At 56.8% G+C, this 18,394-nt stretch carries 19 protein-coding genes; 12 read left to right on the top strand and 7 right to left on the bottom strand.

Annotated features, from left to right (window positions below; genetic code table 11):
- Nucleotides 1–257 precede the first annotated feature (257 nt).
- The gene (gene tgt / locus GG681_RS00905; RefSeq protein ID WP_153544159.1) at nt 258–1,385 is read right to left on the bottom strand and encodes a tRNA guanosine(34) transglycosylase Tgt; all 1,128 of its coding nucleotides are present in this window, start codon (nt 1,383–1,385) and stop codon (nt 258–260) included.
- Between the two features lie 164 nt (nt 1,386–1,549).
- Here tgt and GG681_RS00900 point away from each other — a divergent pair, with 164 nt between their 5' ends.
- From GG681_RS00900 to tpiA, 5 genes are all read left to right on the top strand, one after another.
- Nucleotides 1,550–2,437 (top strand): SPFH domain-containing protein, encoded by an 888-nt coding sequence (locus GG681_RS00900; RefSeq protein ID WP_153544157.1) that lies wholly within the window; start codon nt 1,550–1,552, stop codon nt 2,435–2,437.
- Entirely contained in the window at nt 2,437–2,718 is a 282-nt protein-coding gene (locus tag GG681_RS00895) for a hypothetical protein (protein WP_328593214.1), read from the top strand. Before GG681_RS00900 ends, GG681_RS00895 begins: the two co-directional genes overlap by 1 nt.
- A gap of 130 nt (nt 2,719–2,848) precedes the next feature.
- Nucleotides 2,849–3,211 (top strand): SUF system Fe-S cluster assembly protein, encoded by a 363-nt coding sequence (locus GG681_RS00890; RefSeq protein ID WP_153544155.1) that lies wholly within the window; start codon nt 2,849–2,851, stop codon nt 3,209–3,211.
- Nucleotides 3,212–3,279: 68 nt separating this feature from the next.
- A complete protein-coding gene (locus tag GG681_RS00885) occupies nt 3,280–3,639 on the top strand; it encodes a HesB/IscA family protein (protein ID WP_153544153.1) in 360 nt (119 codons plus the stop codon).
- A 328-nt stretch (nt 3,640–3,967) separates the two neighbouring features.
- Nucleotides 3,968–4,717 carry a triose-phosphate isomerase gene (gene tpiA, locus GG681_RS00880; protein ID WP_153544151.1) on the top strand — a complete coding sequence of 250 codons (750 nt, stop codon included), beginning with the start codon at nt 3,968–3,970 and terminating at the stop codon, nt 4,715–4,717.
- A 78-nt stretch (nt 4,718–4,795) separates the two neighbouring features.
- On the opposite strand, the gene GG681_RS00875 is transcribed toward tpiA, so the two are convergent.
- The 6 genes from GG681_RS00875 to GG681_RS00850 all read right to left on the bottom strand — a co-directional run bounded on the left by GG681_RS00875 (nt 4,796) and on the right by GG681_RS00850 (nt 11,740).
- Nucleotides 4,796–6,172, bottom strand: coding sequence for a TRAP transporter large permease (locus GG681_RS00875; RefSeq protein ID WP_153544149.1), 1,377 nt, complete (start codon nt 6,170–6,172; stop codon nt 4,796–4,798).
- Complete coding sequence (locus GG681_RS00870; protein WP_153544147.1) at nt 6,172–6,849, bottom strand: TRAP transporter small permease; 678 nt, start codon at nt 6,847–6,849, stop codon at nt 6,172–6,174. The genes GG681_RS00875 and GG681_RS00870 overlap by 1 nt, the downstream gene beginning before the upstream one ends.
- Before the next feature lie 104 nt (nt 6,850–6,953).
- Entirely contained in the window at nt 6,954–7,955 is a 1,002-nt protein-coding gene (locus GG681_RS00865; protein ID WP_153544145.1) for a DctP family TRAP transporter solute-binding subunit, read from the bottom strand.
- A 250-nt stretch (nt 7,956–8,205) separates the two neighbouring features.
- Nucleotides 8,206–9,435, bottom strand: coding sequence for a sigma-54-dependent transcriptional regulator (locus tag GG681_RS00860; RefSeq protein WP_153544143.1), 1,230 nt, complete (start codon nt 9,433–9,435; stop codon nt 8,206–8,208).
- Nucleotides 9,432–11,189, bottom strand: coding sequence for a sensor histidine kinase (locus GG681_RS00855; RefSeq protein ID WP_153545124.1), 1,758 nt, complete (start codon nt 11,187–11,189; stop codon nt 9,432–9,434). Before GG681_RS00855 ends, GG681_RS00860 begins: the two co-directional genes overlap by 4 nt.
- Nucleotides 11,190–11,272: 83 nt before the next feature.
- On the bottom strand, nt 11,273–11,740 hold the full coding sequence (locus tag GG681_RS00850) for an Lrp/AsnC family transcriptional regulator (RefSeq protein WP_153544140.1): 468 nt from the start codon (nt 11,738–11,740) through the stop codon (nt 11,273–11,275).
- A gap of 194 nt (nt 11,741–11,934) precedes the next feature.
- On the opposite strand from GG681_RS00850, the gene cobA reads away from it, so the two are divergent.
- The 7 genes from cobA (at nt 11,935) to GG681_RS00815 (ending at nt 18,333) form a co-directional block, all read left to right on the top strand.
- A complete protein-coding gene (cobA, locus tag GG681_RS00845) occupies nt 11,935–12,705 on the top strand; it encodes a uroporphyrinogen-III C-methyltransferase (protein WP_235899705.1) in 771 nt (256 codons plus the stop codon).
- Nucleotides 12,705–13,013, top strand: a complete 309-nt coding sequence (locus GG681_RS00840; RefSeq protein WP_153544136.1) for a DUF2849 domain-containing protein — start codon at nt 12,705–12,707, stop codon at nt 13,011–13,013. Before cobA ends, GG681_RS00840 begins: the two co-directional genes overlap by 1 nt.
- Nucleotides 13,006–14,670, top strand: coding sequence for a nitrite/sulfite reductase (locus GG681_RS00835; protein ID WP_153544134.1), 1,665 nt, complete (start codon nt 13,006–13,008; stop codon nt 14,668–14,670). Before GG681_RS00840 ends, GG681_RS00835 begins: the two co-directional genes overlap by 8 nt.
- 5 nt (nt 14,671–14,675) lie before the next feature.
- Nucleotides 14,676–15,434 carry a phosphoadenylyl-sulfate reductase gene (locus GG681_RS00830; RefSeq protein WP_153544132.1) on the top strand — a complete coding sequence of 253 codons (759 nt, stop codon included), beginning with the start codon at nt 14,676–14,678 and terminating at the stop codon, nt 15,432–15,434.
- A 3-nt stretch (nt 15,435–15,437) separates the two neighbouring features.
- Nucleotides 15,438–15,839 (top strand): DUF934 domain-containing protein, encoded by a 402-nt coding sequence (locus tag GG681_RS00825; protein ID WP_153544130.1) that lies wholly within the window; start codon nt 15,438–15,440, stop codon nt 15,837–15,839.
- Nucleotides 15,840–16,020: 181 nt separating this feature from the next.
- The gene (locus GG681_RS00820; protein ID WP_328593213.1) at nt 16,021–16,863 is read left to right on the top strand and encodes a ferredoxin--NADP reductase; all 843 of its coding nucleotides are present in this window, start codon (nt 16,021–16,023) and stop codon (nt 16,861–16,863) included.
- A 312-nt stretch (nt 16,864–17,175) separates the two neighbouring features.
- Nucleotides 17,176–18,333 carry an S-(hydroxymethyl)glutathione dehydrogenase/class III alcohol dehydrogenase gene (locus GG681_RS00815; protein ID WP_153544128.1) on the top strand — a complete coding sequence of 386 codons (1,158 nt, stop codon included), beginning with the start codon at nt 17,176–17,178 and terminating at the stop codon, nt 18,331–18,333.
- The last annotated feature ends 61 nt before the right edge of the window (nt 18,334–18,394 follow it).

Below are 18,394 nucleotides of genomic sequence, written 5' to 3'. Positions count from 1 at the left end.
TTTATAGTTTCCAACATTTCAAATCGCCACTTTCACAAGCTTGCATCCTTAGAAACAGCACGCAGCTTTCCTACGTGACGAAAGAAAAAAGCCGCCCTTTGATCAAGAGCGGCTGTTATATTTTCGCGACATCTGTAGATCTCAAATCAAACAGATTTTCCGTGTTTGCGCTGCAATCCCAAACCCACAATACTCGCCAAGAATAGTCGCGCAGAGGCAGGCAACGCTACGCCGAGGAGCCATTCCCGGCTTAAGACTTACAGCGGATCAATGTCGCCCTGCGCCCGCATGGCGTGGAACTCCTGCTCCCAGGCGTCAAAGCTGCCTGCGGCGATAGCATCACGCATCTCCTGCATGATCATCTGGAAATAATGAAGGTTGTGCCAGGTCAACAGCATCCCCGCGATCATTTCATTTGAACGGAACACATGGTGCAGATAGGCGCGCGAATAGTTGCGGCTGGGGCTTGAGTTTGCTTCATCCAGCGGACGCGGATCATCGGCGTGACGCGCGTTTTTGATGTTGACCACTCCGTGGCGGGTAAAGGCCTGCCCAGTGCGGCCAGATCGCGACGGCAGCACACAATCCATCATATCGATGCCGCGTTTTACGGCCCCCACAATATCATCGGGCTTGCCCACGCCCATCAGATAGCGCGGTTTGTCCACTGGCAGGAATTCAGGCGCATAGTCGAGGCAACCAAACATCGCCTCCTGCCCCTCGCCCACTGCAAGGCCACCAATGGCGTAGCCTTCAAAGCCGATCTTTTTCAGCGCCTCGGCACTTTCTTCGCGCAGATCCTGCTCAAGCCCGCCCTGCATAATGCCAAACAGCGCATGCCCCGGCCGGTCGCCAAAGGCCTCGCGTGAACGTTCGGCCCACCGCATCGACAGGCGCATACTTTCAGCAATGCGATCCCGGTCTGCTGGCAGCGCCGGGCATTCATCAAAACACATCACAATATCCGAGCCCAAAAGCCGCTGGATTTCCATGGAGCGTTCCGGCGTCAGCTCATGTTTGGAGCCATCAATATGGGATTTAAACGTCACGCCGTGTTCGGTCAGCTTGCGCAGACCCGCAAGTGACATCACCTGAAACCCGCCGCTGTCGGTCAGGATCGGGCGCTCCCAGTTCATGAATTTGTGCAAGCCACCCAAACGGTCAATCCGCTCGGCGGTGGGGCGCAGCATCAGGTGATAGGTATTGCCCAGTAGGATATCTGCACCGGTTGCGCGCACGCTTTCGGGCATCATCGCCTTGACGGTGGCGGCGGTGCCAACCGGCATAAACGCAGGGGTACGGATTTCGCCACGCGGGGTTGAAATCACACCGGTACGCGCTCTGCCATCCGTTGCTTTCAGCTCAAAACTAAATTTCTGTGCCATCTCATCCACCTTGTGACGCTGTGAGCCGTTCCTTTACGCAGAACTTCAGCCTTTGCCAAGCCAACACAATTGCACCAAAGCCACCCGCCGCCTATATAAAAGGCGCATTACGCATCATTTATTGCGGTGTCGCCAAGGCGGCTTGACACCTTAGGAGGTCTCCGATGGAGCAGTTAATCCTCGACCTATTGTCACAAAACATCGTTTTCCTTGTGGCGGCGACTCTGATCGTCATCATTATCTTCCGCGGCATCAAAATCGTGCCGCAATCGCAGAAATATGTGGTTGAGCGCTTTGGCCGTCTGCATGCGGTGCTTGGGCCAGGTATCAACTTCATCGTGCCGTTTCTCGACAATGTCGCCCATAAGATTTCGATCCTGGAACGCCAGCTGCCCAACGCCACCCAGGACGCAATCACCAAAGACAACGTTCTGGTACAGATCGACACCTCGGTGTTTTACCGCATCCTTGAACCGGAAAAGACCGTTTACCGGATCCGCGACGTGGATGGTGCAATCGCAACCACCGTTGCTGGTATTGTGCGGGCCGAAATTGGTAAAATGGACCTGGATGAGGTACAATCCAACCGCGCCCAGCTGATCTCACGCATTCAGGAAAGCGTTGAAGACGCGGTGGACGATTGGGGAATTGAAGTCACCCGCGCCGAGATCCTAGATGTGAACCTTGATCAGGCCACTCGTGACGCCATGCTGCAGCAGCTCAATGCGGAACGCGCGCGCCGCGCCCAGGTGACCGAGGCCGAGGGGCAGAAACGTTCAGTCGAGCTTGCAGCGGATGCCGAACTTTACGCCGCCGAGCAAAGCGCCAAGGCGCGCCGGATCGAGGCCGAAGCCGAAGCCTATGCAACCGAGGTTGTGGCCAAGGCGATCAAGGAAAACGGCATTGAAGCAGCGCAATATCAGGTGGCGCTGAAACAGGTGGAATCGCTCACAGCACTTGGTCAGGGCGAGGGCAAACAGACCATCGTGGTGCCCGCACAGGCGCTCGAAGCCTTTGGCGATGCGTTCAAACTGCTGAAAGGGGTTAGATAGTGATCGATAATTTCTGGCTGGTCTGGTGGGTCTGGGGCATCGCCGCGCTTGTGCTGGTGATCCTTGAAGTACTACTGCCCGGTTTCATCGCGCTTGGCTTTGGCATTGGCGCCGGGGTGATCGCCGCCCTGATCCTTGTGGTGCCGGGGTTCTCTCTGGCGCCAACGCTGATGCTTTTGCTGTTTGCGAGCCTGTCGCTGGCGGCATGGCTGGCGCTGCATCGTCTGTTTTCGCTGCCAACCGGGCAGGTCAAACACTTCGATCACGATATAAACGACTAAAACAGTCACATATTGGCAATACTCAGGTTGCCAATATGCCGCCTTTTTGGGATCTTTGATATGAAGGCCTGCTACTGGACGGCTGCTGCAAGGTTATCTATATAGTCAGGCGAATAAATTTGGGGCTTCCATGACCGACACATCCGAACCGCTTGAAGGCACACCACTGATTGCACCCTCCTCGGTGAACCATGATCTGTATGAACAGATCGTGGCTGCCTGTCGTTCGATTTATGACCCGGAGATCCCGGTCAACATCTATGACCTTGGTTTGATCTACACGATTGAGATCTCAGATGAAAACGACGTCAAAGTCATTATGACCCTGACCGCACCGGGCTGCCCTGTTGCCGGTGAAATGCCGGGCTGGATCGTGGATGCGGTCTCTGCTGTTGGCGGGGTAAAATCGGTTGATGTCGAACTGGTGTGGGAGCCGCCCTGGGGCATGGACATGATGTCTGATGAAGCCCGGCTTGAATTGGGCTTTATGTAACGTTCCATTGACTTGAACCTTTAGCTGCCCGTTCCTAGATATGCGCTAGGTCCAAGGTGGAGACACATATGTTTGGTATTCCCGGCAAGCAGGCCGTAACCATAACACCGCGTGCGGTGAAGCAGATTTCCAAGTTGATGGAAAAAGACGGTCGCGCAGGCCTGCGCATCGGCATCAAAAAAGGTGGCTGCGCGGGCATGGAATATACCATGGAATATGTGGATGAGGCCGATCCCAATGATGAGGTGATCGAACAGGATGGCGCGCGGGTGATGATTGCCCCAATGGCGCAGATGTTCCTGTTCGGCACCGAAATCGACTATGAGGTTTCCCTGCTGGAATCGAGCTTCAAGTTCAACAACCCCAATGTGGCTGAGGCCTGCGGCTGTGGCGAATCCATCAGCTTTAATGTTCCGGGCCACGAATAAGCTCGCCCCGGTTCAATCCGGTTTTAGCCAGATCCACTGCCGCTTTGACCGATGATGATGCGGTGAAAAACTGCGATACGCGGCCGTCTCCGGCCCGTTGTGGTCTGCATCCAGCCCGGTGTTAAAAATGGTCAGAACGCCAATTTCGCCTATCTTGCAGCATAGACGCACCCATTCTTGAGGTGCGCGCATCGGCTGCCAAAGGGTTAGGCCCTCATAGCGCCCGATTGCAAACCACACCAGAGAGAACCGCCATCAGCGCAATTGTTTCCGCGCCGTGGCAGTGCTATCCCGTCAGGCAAGTAACCGGTAATGGAGAATATCCGACATGGCGCGTAAACTTGCGGCTGGCAATTGGAAAATGAATGGCACACGAGCAGCTCTGGCTGAGCTGAAAGCCATCGCAGAGGCAACCGCCACAACGGATGTAGACGTGCTGATCTGCCCCCCGGCCACTTTGGTCGCGGCAGCGGCCGAGACTGCGGCAGATGCCAAGCTCTCCATTGGCGGGCAGGATTGCCACGCGGCCACATCCGGCGCCCACACCGGTGACACCAGCGCCGAGATGCTGAAAGACGCAGGCGCTGCGGCGGTGATCCTTGGCCATTCGGAACGTCGTACAGATCACGGTGAAAGCGACATCACCGTGCGCGCCAAGACCGAGGCCGCACAAGACGCGGGCCTGCAGGCCGTTGTCTGCATTGGCGAAACTCTGGATGAACGCGAAGCGGGTGACACGCTCAAGGTTGTTGGCAGCCAGCTCACAGGCTCCCTGCCCGATGGGATCACCGGCGAAAACACCGTTGTGGCCTATGAACCGGTCTGGGCCATTGGCACCGGCAAAGTGCCCACGCTGGAACAAATCGGCGAGGTGCATGATTTCCTGCGCGCAGAACTGGTGGCGCGCTTTGGGGCCGAGACCGGCAATGCCATCCCGCTGCTTTATGGTGGCTCGGTCAAGCCGGGCAACGCGGCTGAGATTTTTGCGGTCAGCAATGTGGACGGCGCGCTTGTGGGGGGGGCCAGCCTCAAAGCAGCAGATTTCGCCCCAATCGCCGCCGCGCTTGCCGCCTCCTAAGGCATAAAAAAAGGCGCCCTTGCAAGAGGGCGCCTTAGTCTTGAATAGGCCCCGCCGGTTAGATCCGGCGGGGTTTTTCTATTTGGTTATGATCTCTGGCCCCATAAAGTGGTTCGGCAAGAAGGTCGAAATTGCCGGCACATAGGTGATGAGGATCAGGAACACAAACAGCACTGCAAGGAACGGAAGCGCCGCGCGTACCACTGCCATCATCGGCATGCCTGCAACACCCGAGGTCACAAAGAGGTTCAGACCAACCGGCGGGGTGATCATACCGATCTCCATGTTCACAACCATGATGATACCAAGGTGGATCGGATCAATGCCCAGCTCGATTGCAATCGGGAACACCAGGGGTGCCACAATCACGAGCAGGCCCGACGGCTCCATGAACTGACCACCGATCAGCAGGATCACGTTTACAACGATCAGGAACATCACCGGACCAAAGCCCGCAGACAGCATTGCATTGGCGATATGCTGCGGCACCTGTTCATCGGTCAGCACGTGTTTCAGGATCAGCGCGTTGGCGATCACGAACAGCAAGGTGACGGTCAGTTTACCCGCTTCAAACAGCGTGTGTTTGGTATCGGGGTGGAAGAATGCAGTCACCAGAGCCAATGGCTTTTTCAGCAAAGGAATCTTTGGTGCATCTTCGCCATTGCTGAGCGGACCCATGTCTTTGTAGACAAAGCTCGCAATAAAGAAGGCATAGACCGCTGCAACCGCTGCAGCCTCGGTTGGGGTAAAGATACCACCGTAGATGCCGCCCAGAATGATCACGATCAGGAACAGCCCCCAGCCTGCGTCGCGCGCAGAAGCAAGGACTTCACCCCAGCCTTTCCATTCGCCTTTGGGCAGGTTCTTGACCTTGGCCATCACGTAGATGGTGACCATCAGGAACAGACCAGCCAGCAGACCCGGAATAACACCGGCAAGGAACATCCGGCCCACAGACACTTCAACCGCAGCAGCGTAAACCACCATCACAATCGAAGGCGGGATCAGAATGCCCAATGTGCCCGCGTTACAGATCACACCAGCGGCGAATTCCTTGGAATAGCCCACCTGACGCATGCCCGCGATCACGATTGAGCCAATCGCCACAACTGTTGCAGGCGACGAGCCCGACAAAGCGGCAAACAGCATACAGGCAAAGACACCCGCAATCGCCAGACCACCCGGCAGATGCCCCACACAGGCAATCGAGAACCGGATGATGCGTTTGGCAACGCCACCCGTGGTCATAAAGCTTGAGGCAAGAATAAAGAACGGGATCGCCAGCAGGGTAAAGTGGCCTTCAAAGGCTTCAAACAGCGTGCCCGCAACGGAGGCCAGCGAGCTGTCGGAATAGATCAACAGGAAGATCGTGGAGCTGAGACCCAGCGAGACCGCAATCGGCACGCCCAGCAAGAGCAGGCCAATCACCATGCCAAATAGAAATACTACATCCATCAGTCGTGCTCCCCACGCTGGGCGCGCACCGCGTCCAGCTCATCTTCTACTTCGTGGCTTGCAACAAGGCGATCCGCCTCGCCGCGCAAAATCTGCACCGCAGCCTGGGCAAAACGCAAAACCAACAGCAGCATGGAAACAGGCAGGACAACATAAGGCACCACTTTGGGCAGCTTCTCGTATGCATCACCGTAGTTGATCAGATCTTCCAAAAAGCGGAAGGCACCAATCATCGGCACATCCTGCACTTCATAAAAGCTCTGCGAACGCGCGCTTTCGTTCAGACCGGTTGGGAACCAGCGGCCCGAGGTCGGCGGCAGATCTGCAAACACGGCCCAGTAATCATAGGCGCCCTTCAAAAGCAGCAGCGAAAACACCAGACAGCAGCCAACCGCAAACAGGCCAACAACTTTGCGTGCGCCCGCAGGCAGCATGTTGATGATCGCATCCACACCCAGGTGCGAGTGTTTCTTGACCGCGTAAGACGCGCCCAGCAGCACCAACCAGGCAAACAGGAACACAGTGGCCTCAAGCGCCCAAAGGATATTTGAGTTAAAGGCGAAACGCGCAACCACATTGGCAAAGGTCAGCGCCGTCATCAGCCCCAAGATAATGGCAATCAAAGTCTCTTCGATTGCATCAATGAACCCGGTTGGCCCGGTATGTGCCCCCGACATAAGTCATCTCCCAGATTTTCAGGAAAGGTTACGGCAAGCACAGCGGCTTACCGAGAAAAACAGAGGGGCGCATTTGATCGCCCCTCTGGAGTTTTTAAACTGGTTTAGAAACCAGCGTTTGCAGCTTGTGCTGCTTCGATCATTTCAACGCCTACGTCACCGGCGAACTGATCCCAAACAGGCTTCATCGCTTCAAGCCATACGGAACGCTGGTCTTCATTCAATGTGCGCACAACGCCGCCCGCTTCGATGATGGATGCTTTTGCTTCGCCGTTCACCTTGGTGGATTCAGCGTTACGGGTTGCGGTTACTTCGCCCAGGATGGTCAGGAACTGGTCACGTACTTCTGCATCCAGGCTGTTCAGCCAGTCCACATTGGTCACAACCAGATAGTCCAGAACACCGTGGTTGGTTTCTGTAATACCGTCCTGCACTTCAAAGAACTTCTTGCCGTAGATGTTGGACCAGGTGTTTTCCTGACCATCCACAACGCCCTGCTGCAGCGCGCCGTATACCTCAGAGAAGGCCATTTTCTGGGGCGAACCACCAATGGCTTCCATCTGCGCAACCAGCACGTCAGAGGATTGAACGCGGAACTTCAGGCCCTGCGCATCTTCGGGTGAGATCAGCGGCTTGTTTGCAGACATCTGCTTCATGCCGTTGTGCCAGAACGCCAGACCTTGCAGACCACGGCGCTGCATGGAATCGAGCATGGACTGACCCGCTTCAGAGCCCTGGAACGCGTCAACTGCTTCGATGTTTTTGAACATGAACGGCAGGTCAAACAGGCGGAACTGTTTGGTGAACTTCTCGAACTTGGAGAGCGACGGCGCGGCCAGCTGGACATCACCCTGCAGCATTGCTTCGAGAACTTTATTGTCGTTGTACAGTGTCGAGTTCGGATAGACCTCAATGCACATCACACCGTTCATTTCTTCATTGACGCGCTTTTCCAAGAGCGACGCAGCGATCCCTTTTGGGTGTTTGTCGGTGTTGGTCACGTGGCTGAATTTTGCAACGATCTCGCCGTCATCACAGGCGGCAAGAGCCGCACCAGCAGTGGTGGACAGAGCAACAGCAGTTGCAGCAACGGTCAGGAATTTCATAGTAACCTCCCAGAAAAAATCCCTCCCACGTCAGAAGACACGGGCTCTGAGAGTAATGTGTTCAATCGTATTCCACGTCACAAGCGGCCAATTTACGTTTGCGTCACAAGGTGATTTTATTAATGAATTTCAATACTATAAGATCAATGCATCGGGCACTTATTGACTTTGCAATATAAACTTGTGCGAAAACCCGCACAGTTCAGAAAGGCTTTGTGCGGAATTTCGCACAAAACCGCTGATGCCAATACTACCGGCGATAGTCTTCGGGACGAATCCCGTAGCGCGCCAGTTTGTCATATAGGGTCTTGCGCGGCAGTTTTAAGACCTCTGCCGCCGCCGCCGCCCGTCCATTTTGCCGCCCCAGTGCTGCAATCAGCAAAGAGCGCTCCACCTGCGCCATCTGTTCCGCCAATCCCAGCTCAGCAGCTTCGACCGCTTCTTCGGGCATGCCAAGCACAAACCGCATGGCCGCCGACATCAACGAGCGCGCGTTTCCGGGCCATTCCTGCGCCATCAAACTCGCGAGATGCTCCTGAGAGACTTCCGGCTCCTGAATGCCTGCCTGCTCTGCCGCCTGGGCAACATAGTGGCGAAACAGATCAGGGATATCTGACGGGCGCTCAGACAGCGGTGGAATACGCACCCGCATCACATCCAACCGGTAAAACAGATCCGCATTGAAATTCTGACTGTTCACCTGCTCGATCAGATCCACGGTCGTGCCCGCAAGGATGCGCACATCATGCGGGTTTTCCAGCAGCTCCAACACCGCATATTGCGCCTCAGGCGACAGTTCCTTGATCTCATCCAGATAGAGCGAGCCCCCCGCCGCACGTTTACACAGGGCCGGGAAATCATCCGCCGTTACACGGTGCGCCGCCTGTTTCACAAACGGCCCCTGCGCCGCAGTAGACATGATGTGAATGACTTCCGCCACCTTGGATAGCCCACCGCCCGGCGCACCTGTCACCAAGACCTCTGCCTGCGTGGACGCAACCGAACGCACCCGCGCGCGCAGATCCTGCGACTGTTCTGAGACGCCAAAAATCATCCGCGCTGCCGCGTCGCCACGCTCTAGCGTCTGTTTCAGCTCGCGGTTTTCCAGCACCAGCTTGCGCGTATTCAGCGCGCGTTCCAGCACCGCCAGCAAATCCGCCGAGGCACAGGGTTTTTCCAGAAAATCAAACGCACCTTGTGACATGGCGCGCACCGCCATCGGAATATCACCTTCGCCCGTCAGCAAGATCACCGGCAGATCCGGATCAATCTCAAGCGCGTATTCCAAAAGGTGAAACCCATCACGCCCCGGCATACGGATATCAGAGATAATCACACCCGGAAAATCAGCCGTGATCTGATCTTTCGCGGCCACAAAAGAGCTGTGAGTTGAAGAGGTTATATCGTTCAGCTCAAGCGTCTGACCCAGCGCTTCGCGCACGGCCGCATCATCATCCACCAGCAGAACCTTGCGTGTCATTGCGCCACATACTCCTCGCGCCAGTATTCCAATTCCACCGTAAACAGCGCCCCGCGCCCGGTGTTGGTGCCCCGGATATTGCCACCAAAACTTTGCACCAACCCATATGAGATCGACAAGCCAAGGCCCATACCATCCTCAGAGCTGCCCACGGTTTTGGTAGAATAAAACGGATCAAACACTTTTTCCGGCTCTTTCAAGCCCGGCCCGATGTCACGCACCCCAACCGAAAGATGCCTGCCCGGCCGGATCTTGATGCGGATCAGGCGCTCGTCCTGCTCCAGCATCGCATCTGCGGCGTTGTTGATCAGGTTCACAAACACCTGCCCCAGCCGCACCTCACCGCCCAGCGCATAGATCGGCGCGGGGTAGTCGCCTGCGTCCCATTCCAGCGTAACACCATCGTTTTTCAACCGCGGCTCTGTCAGCTCAGCGGCGGTGTTGATCACCTGCACCAGATCAACCCGGCCTAGGTTTTCGCTTTCATTGCGGGCAAAGGCGCGCAGGTTCTTGATGATCCGCGCCATCCGCGCTGCCAGATCGGCAATCCGCCCCAGGTTTTCGCCCGCACGCTCGCCTTTGCCGCGCTGCAAAAACGCGGTGCCATTTTCGGCAAACTGCTGGATCGCCATCAAAGGCTGGTTCAGCTCATGACTGATGCCAGCGGACATCTGCCCCAATGCCGACAGTTTGCCCGCCTGCACCAGATCTTCCTGCGCGCGTTTCAGCGCGGCTTCGGCTTCTTCGCGCTCGCTGACCTCACGGCGCAGCTGCATATTCGTATCGGTCAACGCCTGGGTGCGTTCTTTTACCCGCGCTTCCAGCTCCTGATTGGCTGCAGCCAATGCGCGGCGGCGTTCGGTCGCCAGAAACAACATCGCCCCAAATGCGAGACACAGCGCCATAACGGTTGCCGCCTGCAAGGTCGCCAGCCGCGTCACCGGTGACACATCCACCAGAATTTCCCCCACCAGCCCGATGACCGGCAGATCAACCGATTGATGCAAACCTACGTCTGGCAGATATGAACTGAAACTTGAACGCCACAGCGCATGGCTGCCAAAAGAAATCAGGCGGATCGGCACCTCTTCGCCCAGCCCGTTAAACAGCCTTTGCCCATCGTCGGAACGCTGAAAATACAACAGTTCCGGTCGGTTAGAGATAAAGATCTGCCGATCCTGATTGGTGAAAAACACCGCAGGCAAGGAGCCGCGCCAGGTCTGTTCTACGTCTTCGACATCGGCCACCACCACCACCGCGCCCTGCACGCGCCCAGCGTTGAAAACCGGCGCGGCAAAGAAATACGCCCGGCGCGCATTGGGCGGCAAAACCGCATAGCCCGTGCCCAAGGCCCCCCGCATGGCGCGCTGAAAAAACCCGTTTTCCGTAATATCCGGCAGTTCAATATCTTCGCCGCGCGCAAAGGTCGTGCCCTGGGTGTTGACATAAAACACATCCAGCGCCGCGGTTTTATCCGCGGCTTCACGCAAAAACTGCTCGGCCGTGTCCGAGGGCGTGCCACTTGCCAGCTTTTGCACCTCGGGATGGTCGGCCATCAGCACCGCCAGCTCCTGATAGATCTGCAACTGCGAGGTCACCCGGTCTGACGCCAGCTCAAGATCCGCGCTGGTGCGCTGCGCCAACGTCTCCAGCGCCTGGCGGAAACCATAGCTCCACACCAGCACGCTAAGGCTCAGCACCGCCAACAGAAACAGCGTCACCATCGTCCAACGGTTTTGGCTAAAACGATGCATCACGCGGCCTTCAGGCACGGGATCGCCCCTGAAATCGCCATAAAGACGCCCCAAGAACCTGAGGGAAAATCATAACAGGCGGCTCACTTGCTCATCGGCAGCATGGTGGTGGATTTGATCTCCTCCATCGACAAAAGCGCGGTGACATTATGCACCCGCACCTCTGAGATCAGCGCCTGATAGAATTTGTCGTAGGCGCGCGCATTTTGCACCCGCACCTTAAGAATATAGTCGATATCGCCTGCCAGCCGGTGCGCCTCTTGCACTTCGGCGCGGTCCTGTAGCGCCTTGAGGAATTTCGCCTGCCAGTCCGCCTCATGTTCTGACGTGCGGATCAGCACAAAGAAACACGCCTCATAGCCCAGCGCCTCAGCATCAAGCAGAAACGTCTGCTGTTTGATGACGCCCGCATCCTTTAGTTTGCGGATGCGATTCCACACCGGGGTCTTAGAACTGCCAACTTGGCGGGCGATTTCATCCAATGACTGGCCCGCATCGCGCTGCAGTTCCGCCAAAATTTTCCGATCTGTCGCATCAATTCGCACCGTCATTCCAGTTTTCCTTCCTATTCAGGACAAAGCCACTTGGCGCACTGCCCGGATAGAATATTCATCCTTATTTTGTCTTACATATAGCGATCACAGGGGAATATTTCCTATATCTACAGCCAAGTCAAACCGCATCAGAGGCCAGATTCATGCCGCAGGACACGAAACAGACGCACACCACCTCCCCCAGCACTGGGATGGGGCGCGCATGTCTTATCGCGGGTCAGGTTGCCTTTGTTGGCTCTGGTCCCGGTGATCCGGATCTTTTGACCGTAAAAGCGCTCAAAGCAATCGAAAGTGCAGACGTGGTTTTGTTTGATCGGCTGGTCAGCGACGAGATCCTCGCCCTTGCTGGTGCTGAGACCGTGCTGGAAAATGTCGGCAAAGAAGGCTTTGGCCCGCAGGTGTCCCAAGAAGAGATCTGCGCGCGTCTCATTGCCCATGCCAAGGCCGGTCTGAAAGTGGTGCGCCTGAAATCCGGTGATCCCACCATCTTTGGCCGCCTCGATGAAGAAATCACTGCCTGCGAACAGGCTGGCGTCCCGTATCAGGTGGTGCCTGGTATCACTGCGGCTTCGGCTGCGGTGGCAGGAATTGGCCAAAGCCTGACCCAACGCGGGCGCAACACCTCTGTGCGCTTTATGACCGGCCATGACATGAAAGGCTTTGCCAATCACGACTGGGCGGCGCTGGCCAAATCTGGGCAGGTTGCTGCGATCTATATGGGTAAGAAATCCGCCCGTTTTGTGCAGGGTCGCCTGATCATGCACGGCGCAGATCGTGCCACCCCTGTGACCATTGTTGAAAACGCCTCCCGCGCCGATCAGCGCGTTCTTGAAACAACTCTGGACCGTCTCCCCAAAGATCTGGCCGATGCCAGCTTTGATGGTCCTGCACTGACCTTGCTTGGGCTCGCGCCGCGCGACAGCGCTGCGGCCCTGACTGATTTGAAAATGGAGCTCGCCTAATGCCACGCCCCTTTACCCCAAAAGTGATCACCGCCAACGACCTGCTCGAAGGGGATGTGATTTACTTTACGTCGGAAAACAGCTGGACGCGCCACCTGTCTGAAGCTGAGCTCATCACCGATGAAGCCGCAGCCCCCGTCCGCCTGAGCGAAGCAGAAAAAGACAATCTCTCGATTGTTGGCGCCTATCTCGCCGACGCCACCCAAGGTGAAAACGGCCCCGAGCCTGCGCACTTCCGCGAAGAATTCCGCCGCACCGGCCCATCCAACTACAGCCACGGCAAACAAGAGGCCCGCAGCAATGTATAAGTACAACGAATTTGACACGGCCTTTCTTGCAGAGCGCAACGCCCAGTTTCGTGCACAGGTCGAACGCCGCATCGACGGCTCGCTGACCGAAGATGAATTCAAACCCCTGCGCCTGATGAACGGCCTTTATCTGCAGCTGCATGCCTATATGCTGCGGGTTGCGGTTCCCTATGGCACGCTGAACCCCGATCAGATGCGCACCCTCGCGCTTTTGGCCGAGAAATGGGACAAGGGCTACGGCCACTTTACCACGCGCCAGAACATCCAGTACAACTGGCCCAAGCTGCGGGATGTCCCTGACATGCTCGATGCCCTTGGTGAAGTTGGCCTGCATGCCATCCAGACCTCAGGCAACACCATCCGCAACACCACCGCCGATCATTTCGCCGGTGCCGCCGCAGATGAGCTAACTGATCCGCGCCCCTATGCGGAACTGATCCGCCAGTGGTCGACCGATCACCCGGAATTCCAGTTCCTTGGCCGCAAGTTCAAAATCGCCATCACCGGCAGCCCCAATGACCGCGCCGTCACCAAAGCGCATGACATTGGCCTGCGCATGGTGGAACAAGACGGCAAGATCGGCTTTGAAGTCATTGTTGGTGGTGGCCTTGGCCGCACCCCGATGGTGGGCAAAGTGCTGCGTGAATACCTGCCGCAGGAAGATCTGCTGCCCTATCTTGAGGCCGTCGTCAGCGTCTACAACGTGCTGGGCCGTCGCGACAATAAATACAAAGCTCGCATCAAGATCACCGTGCAGGAAAACGGCATCGACACCTATCGCGAATTGGTGGAAGAAGCCTTTGCACAGCGCCGCGCGGAATTTGATGGCACCGATCAGGAACTGCTGAAAGGCATCAAAACCCACTTTGAAGCGCCCGCGTTCCGCAGCGCAGATGTGGCCGCCTATGATGCCGCCTATGACGCTGACCCGGTGTTTCGCGCCTGGGCCGACACCAACCTGTCCGAACACCGCCAGGCGGACCACGCAATTGTCACCATCTCGGTGAAGGCGCATGGCAAGACCCCCGGTGATGCAACCGCGGCGCAGATGCGCCTGATGGCCGATCTGGCGGAACAATACGCCTATGGTGAGCTGCGCATCAGCCACGAGCAGAACGTGATCCTGCCCCATGTCCACAAATCGGACCTGCCTGCAATTCACGCAGCCCTGAAAGAGGCCGGGCTTGCCACCGCAAACGTGGGTCTGATTTCCGACATCATCGCCTGCCCCGGCATGGATTACTGCGCGCTGGCAACCGCGCGCTCGATCCCGGTGGCACAGCAGATCGCCCTGCGTTTTGATGAGCTGAAGCTTGAGCATGAGATCGGTGATCTCAAGATCAAGATCTCGGGCTGCATCAACGCCTGTGGTCACCACCACGTGGGTCACATCGGTATTCTTGGCCTCGATCGTGCGGGCGTTGAAAACTACCAGATCACCCTTGGCGGAGATGGAACCGAGACAGCAGCCATTGGCGCCCGTACCGGTCCAGGCTTTGCCTATGATGAAATTGTACCCGCCATCGAGCGCATCGTAGATGCTTACCTCGAGGTCCGTGACAGTAAAGATGAAACCTTTTTAGAGACGTTCCGCCGTGTTGGGATGCCGCCGTTCAAGGCAGCTCTTTATCCTGACACCCCTAAAAAAGTGGCATAGCTTACATGTTCTCATCTGTGGATTACACACCCACCAAGGCGCAGCTCGAAAGAGACCGCGTCTTGGCAGACAAGGTGGCCGATCTAAATGCGCGCTACCGGCATCACTCTGCCACCTCCGTCATGGAGGGCGCGCTGCGCGAGGCGGGAAATATCGCTCTGGTTTCGAGCTTTGGCGCGGAATCGGTTGTGCTGTTGCATATGGCAGCGGTGATCGATCCCGAGACACCGGTGCTTTTTGTCGACACTGAACTGCTGTTCACCGAAACCCTGCTTTATCAGCAGGAGGTGAGCGAACGTCTGGGGCTGCGCAATCTGCGTATCATCCGCGCCGAAGACATCGCGGAAAAAGACCCCTATGGCGCGCTGCGCTTCAGCGACAAAGATGCCTGCTGTTCCTTGCGCAAAACTGCGCCTTTGCAAAATGCACTGGAAGGGTATGAAGGCTGGATCACCGGGCGCAAACGCTTTCAGGCCGGAAGCCGCGCCGCGCTTGACTTCTTTGAGGTCGAGGAAGGCACTGGCCGGATGAAGATCAACCCGCTGGCCCATTGGGCGCCCGAAGATGTGCGCGCCTATATGGAAGAAAACCGCCTGCCCCGTCACCCGCTGGTGGCAAAGGGTTATCCGTCGATCGGCTGTGCCCCCTGCACCACGCCGGTTGCCGAAGGCGAAGACCCCCGCGCCGGTCGCTGGCGTGGCGACAACAAAGAAGAATGCGGCATTCATGTCGTTGATGGCAAATTCACGCGCACAGGAGCGTAAGAGATGAGTGTACTTGTAACCGATAGTGGTTTTGCATCCGACGACTGGGCGGGTGGTTTTGACGGCCCCAATGTTGTGGCGCTGGCGTCTGACGCCAACCTGAAAGACAACGCCCCCGCGCTTGACGGTGTTGAGCTGATTGTGGTGGATTTTCCAAGCTTTGCCGATGGGCGTGGCTTTACCCTCGCGCGTGAATTGCGCCTGAAGGGTTTCACCGGCCGCCTGCGCGCCAAAGGCCATGTGCTGGCGGATCAATACGCAATGGCCCGCCGTTCCGGTTTTGATGAGGTGGAAATCAGCGATGATCTCGCCACCCGTCAGCCCGCCGAACAATGGCTTGCCCGCGCCAACTGGAAAAGCCACAATTACCAGGCCCGTCTGCGCGGAGGCCAGGCCGCGCGCTAAGCCGGCCTGGGGCGCGCGCCTGAACCGGCAACCCCACTAAACCCAATCACTTGCGTGACAGGTCATCCCAGCCCAAAGGCACACACTGCCTTCCAGCCCGTGCTTTACCTGATCGACATCAAAGAGTAATCCAAGGCTCCGGCGCATCATGCCGATAGCCGCCCAAACATGAGATAGACCTGTGACCGACGCTGCAGTAGATCCAAAACCAAAGACCCCAACCCTGCCCGATGCGCAGACCGTAACCGAAGTGAAACATTGGACCGACCGTCTGTTTTCCTTCAAGGTGACACGTCCTGCCTCGCTGCGCTTTCGCTCCGGCGAATTTGTGATGATCGGCCTGATGGGCGACATCAATGAAAAAACCGGCAAGCCAAAACCGATCATGCGCGCCTATTCCATCGCCTCCCCCTCCTGGGCCGAGGAAATGGAATTTTATTCGATCAAAGTGCAGGACGGCCCGCTGACCTCGCGTCTGCAACACATCAAAGAGGGTGATGAAATCATCCTGCGTCCCAAACCTGTGGGCACGCTGGTGCATGATGCGCTGCTGCCGGGCAAGCGCATCTGGTTCTTTGCCACCGGTACGGGCTTTGCGCCATTTGCATCCTTGCTGCGCGAACCACAGACCTATGAAGACTATGATGAGGTCATCATCACCCACACCTGCCGCGAAGCGAGTGAGCTGACCTATGGCGCGCAGCTGATCGAAGAGATCAAAAACGATGAGCTGTTGGCGGAGCTGATGGGGCCGGACTTCCATAAGAAGATCAAATACTACCCCACCACCACCCGCGAAGAGAGCCCCAAGATGGGCCGCATCACCGATCTGATGAAATCGGGCGAAGCCTTTGCAGATCTTGGTGTGCCACCGCTGAACCCGGAAGAAGACCGCGCGATGATCTGTGGCAACCTGGCGTTCAATCTCGAACTGAAAGAGATGTTCGAAAAGGACTACGGCCTCGAAGAGGGCGCAAACTCCAAACCTGCGCATTTCGTGGTGGAAAAAGCTTTCCTCGACTAAGTCTCGAAAAACAGAAAACAATAAAAAGCCGGGCGCATAAGCGACCCGGCTTTTTATATGTTTCAGCTGTGGTTGAACGCTGTTTTCAGGCGCAGTAGCCCTAAACAATCGGCCTGCGCCGCAAGTCTCAGGCAACCTGCCAGCCCTTCAGGCAGCATCACTATCTGTCGGTTGTCACCCGTATTATGTCGCATTTGAGGGGATATGCAAAAACATATGAGCCAATTCGCACGGTCTCATGAAAATCATTTGCGTAACGATATAACATTACATTACGTGAGTCCAAATCAACCGATTTGGGAGCATGATCCAATGAAAACCCGTGCCGCCATTGCCTGGGAACCAGGCCGTCCACTTGAGATTGAAGAGCTTGACCTTGAAGGCCCCAAGGACGGTGAAGTCCTGGTCCGCATCGTCACAACCAGCCTGTGTCACACCGATGTCTTCACCCTGTCAGGCCAAGACCCCGAAGGTCTGTTTCCCTGCGTCCTCGGCCACGAAGGCTGCGGTATTGTGGAAGAAGTGGGCAAAGGTGTAACCTCGGTTCAACCCGGCGACCACGTGATCCCGCTTTATATCCCGGAAGATCCGAACTGCCGCTATATCCAGTCCGGCAAGACCAACCTGTGCCAGACCATCCGCGAAACGCAGGGCCGCGGCCTGATGCCCGATGGCACCTCGCGCTTCTCTTACAAAGGCAAGCCGATCCTGCACTATATGGGCACCTCTACATTCTCGGAATACACTGTCCTGCCCGAGATTTCAGTGGCCAAGATTTCCAAAGACGCACCGCTGTCCAAAGCCTCCGTGATGGGCTGCGCGGTTCCAACCGGCATGGGCGCAGTGCGCAACACCGCCAAGATCGAGCCGGGGTCCACCGTTGCCGTCTTTGGTCTGGGTGCGGTTGGCATGGCGGTGATCCAGGGCGCGGTGATGAACGGCGCGTCCCGCATCATCGGCATTGATGTCAACCCGGAAAAATTCCTGCTCGCCAAGGCGCTTGGGGCCACCGAATGTGTAAACCCCAAAGACTATGACAAACCGATCCAGGAAGTTCTGGTTGAAATGACCGGCGGCGGTCTGGACTATACGTTTGAAGCCGTCGGCAATGTGGACCTGATGCGCGCCGCGCTGGAATCCTGCCACAAGGGTTGGGGCGAATGTACTGTCATCGGTGTTGCTGGTGCTGGTCAGGAAATCTCAACCCGCCCGTTCCAGCTGGTCACCGGTCGTGTCTGGCGTGGCACCGCCTTTGGCGGCGTCAAGGGCCGCAGCGAGCTGCCCGGGATGGTCGATGAATGGATGCGTGGTGATTTTTCGGTGGATCCCTACATCACCCACCATATGAACCACGACAATATCAACACCGCTTTTGATCTTCTGAAAGCCGGTAAATCCATCCGCTCCGTGATCCACTTCCGTCCGGAAGAAACCATGGATGACAGCCTGCCCGGTGAACTGATCCTCTAACGGCGCAGCTGCACATCACTGACAAAGAAAAAGACCTCCCTGTTGCCGGGGAGGTCTTGAT

The organism is Tritonibacter aquimaris, from assembly GCF_009617595.1.
Lineage (GTDB): Bacteria > Pseudomonadota > Alphaproteobacteria > Rhodobacterales > Rhodobacteraceae > Epibacterium > Epibacterium aquimaris.
This window is presented reverse-complemented; position numbering and strand designations above follow the sequence as displayed.

Coding starts and splice junctions, on each gene's coding strand:
- tgt (WP_153544159.1), bottom strand. CDS start 1,385: ATGGCACAGAAATTTAGTTTTGAGCTGAAAGCAACGGATGGCAGAGCG.
- GG681_RS00900 (WP_153544157.1), top strand. CDS start 1,550: ATGGAGCAGTTAATCCTCGACCTATTGTCACAAAACATCGTTTTCCTT.
- GG681_RS00890 (WP_153544155.1), top strand. CDS start 2,849: ATGACCGACACATCCGAACCGCTTGAAGGCACACCACTGATTGCACCC.
- GG681_RS00885 (WP_153544153.1), top strand. CDS start 3,280: ATGTTTGGTATTCCCGGCAAGCAGGCCGTAACCATAACACCGCGTGCG.
- tpiA (WP_153544151.1), top strand. CDS start 3,968: ATGGCGCGTAAACTTGCGGCTGGCAATTGGAAAATGAATGGCACACGA.
- GG681_RS00875 (WP_153544149.1), bottom strand. CDS start 6,172: ATGGATGTAGTATTTCTATTTGGCATGGTGATTGGCCTGCTCTTGCTG.
- GG681_RS00870 (WP_153544147.1), bottom strand. CDS start 6,849: ATGTCGGGGGCACATACCGGGCCAACCGGGTTCATTGATGCAATCGAA.
- GG681_RS00865 (WP_153544145.1), bottom strand. CDS start 7,955: ATGAAATTCCTGACCGTTGCTGCAACTGCTGTTGCTCTGTCCACCACT.
- GG681_RS00860 (WP_153544143.1), bottom strand. CDS start 9,435: ATGACACGCAAGGTTCTGCTGGTGGATGATGATGCGGCCGTGCGCGAA.
- GG681_RS00855 (WP_153545124.1), bottom strand. CDS start 11,189: ATGCATCGTTTTAGCCAAAACCGTTGGACGATGGTGACGCTGTTTCTG.
- GG681_RS00850 (WP_153544140.1), bottom strand. CDS start 11,740: ATGACGGTGCGAATTGATGCGACAGATCGGAAAATTTTGGCGGAACTG.
- cobA (WP_235899705.1), top strand. CDS start 11,935: ATGGGGCGCGCATGTCTTATCGCGGGTCAGGTTGCCTTTGTTGGCTCT.
- GG681_RS00840 (WP_153544136.1), top strand. CDS start 12,705: ATGCCACGCCCCTTTACCCCAAAAGTGATCACCGCCAACGACCTGCTC.
- GG681_RS00835 (WP_153544134.1), top strand. CDS start 13,006: ATGTATAAGTACAACGAATTTGACACGGCCTTTCTTGCAGAGCGCAAC.
- GG681_RS00830 (WP_153544132.1), top strand. CDS start 14,676: ATGTTCTCATCTGTGGATTACACACCCACCAAGGCGCAGCTCGAAAGA.
- GG681_RS00825 (WP_153544130.1), top strand. CDS start 15,438: ATGAGTGTACTTGTAACCGATAGTGGTTTTGCATCCGACGACTGGGCG.
- GG681_RS00815 (WP_153544128.1), top strand. CDS start 17,176: ATGAAAACCCGTGCCGCCATTGCCTGGGAACCAGGCCGTCCACTTGAG.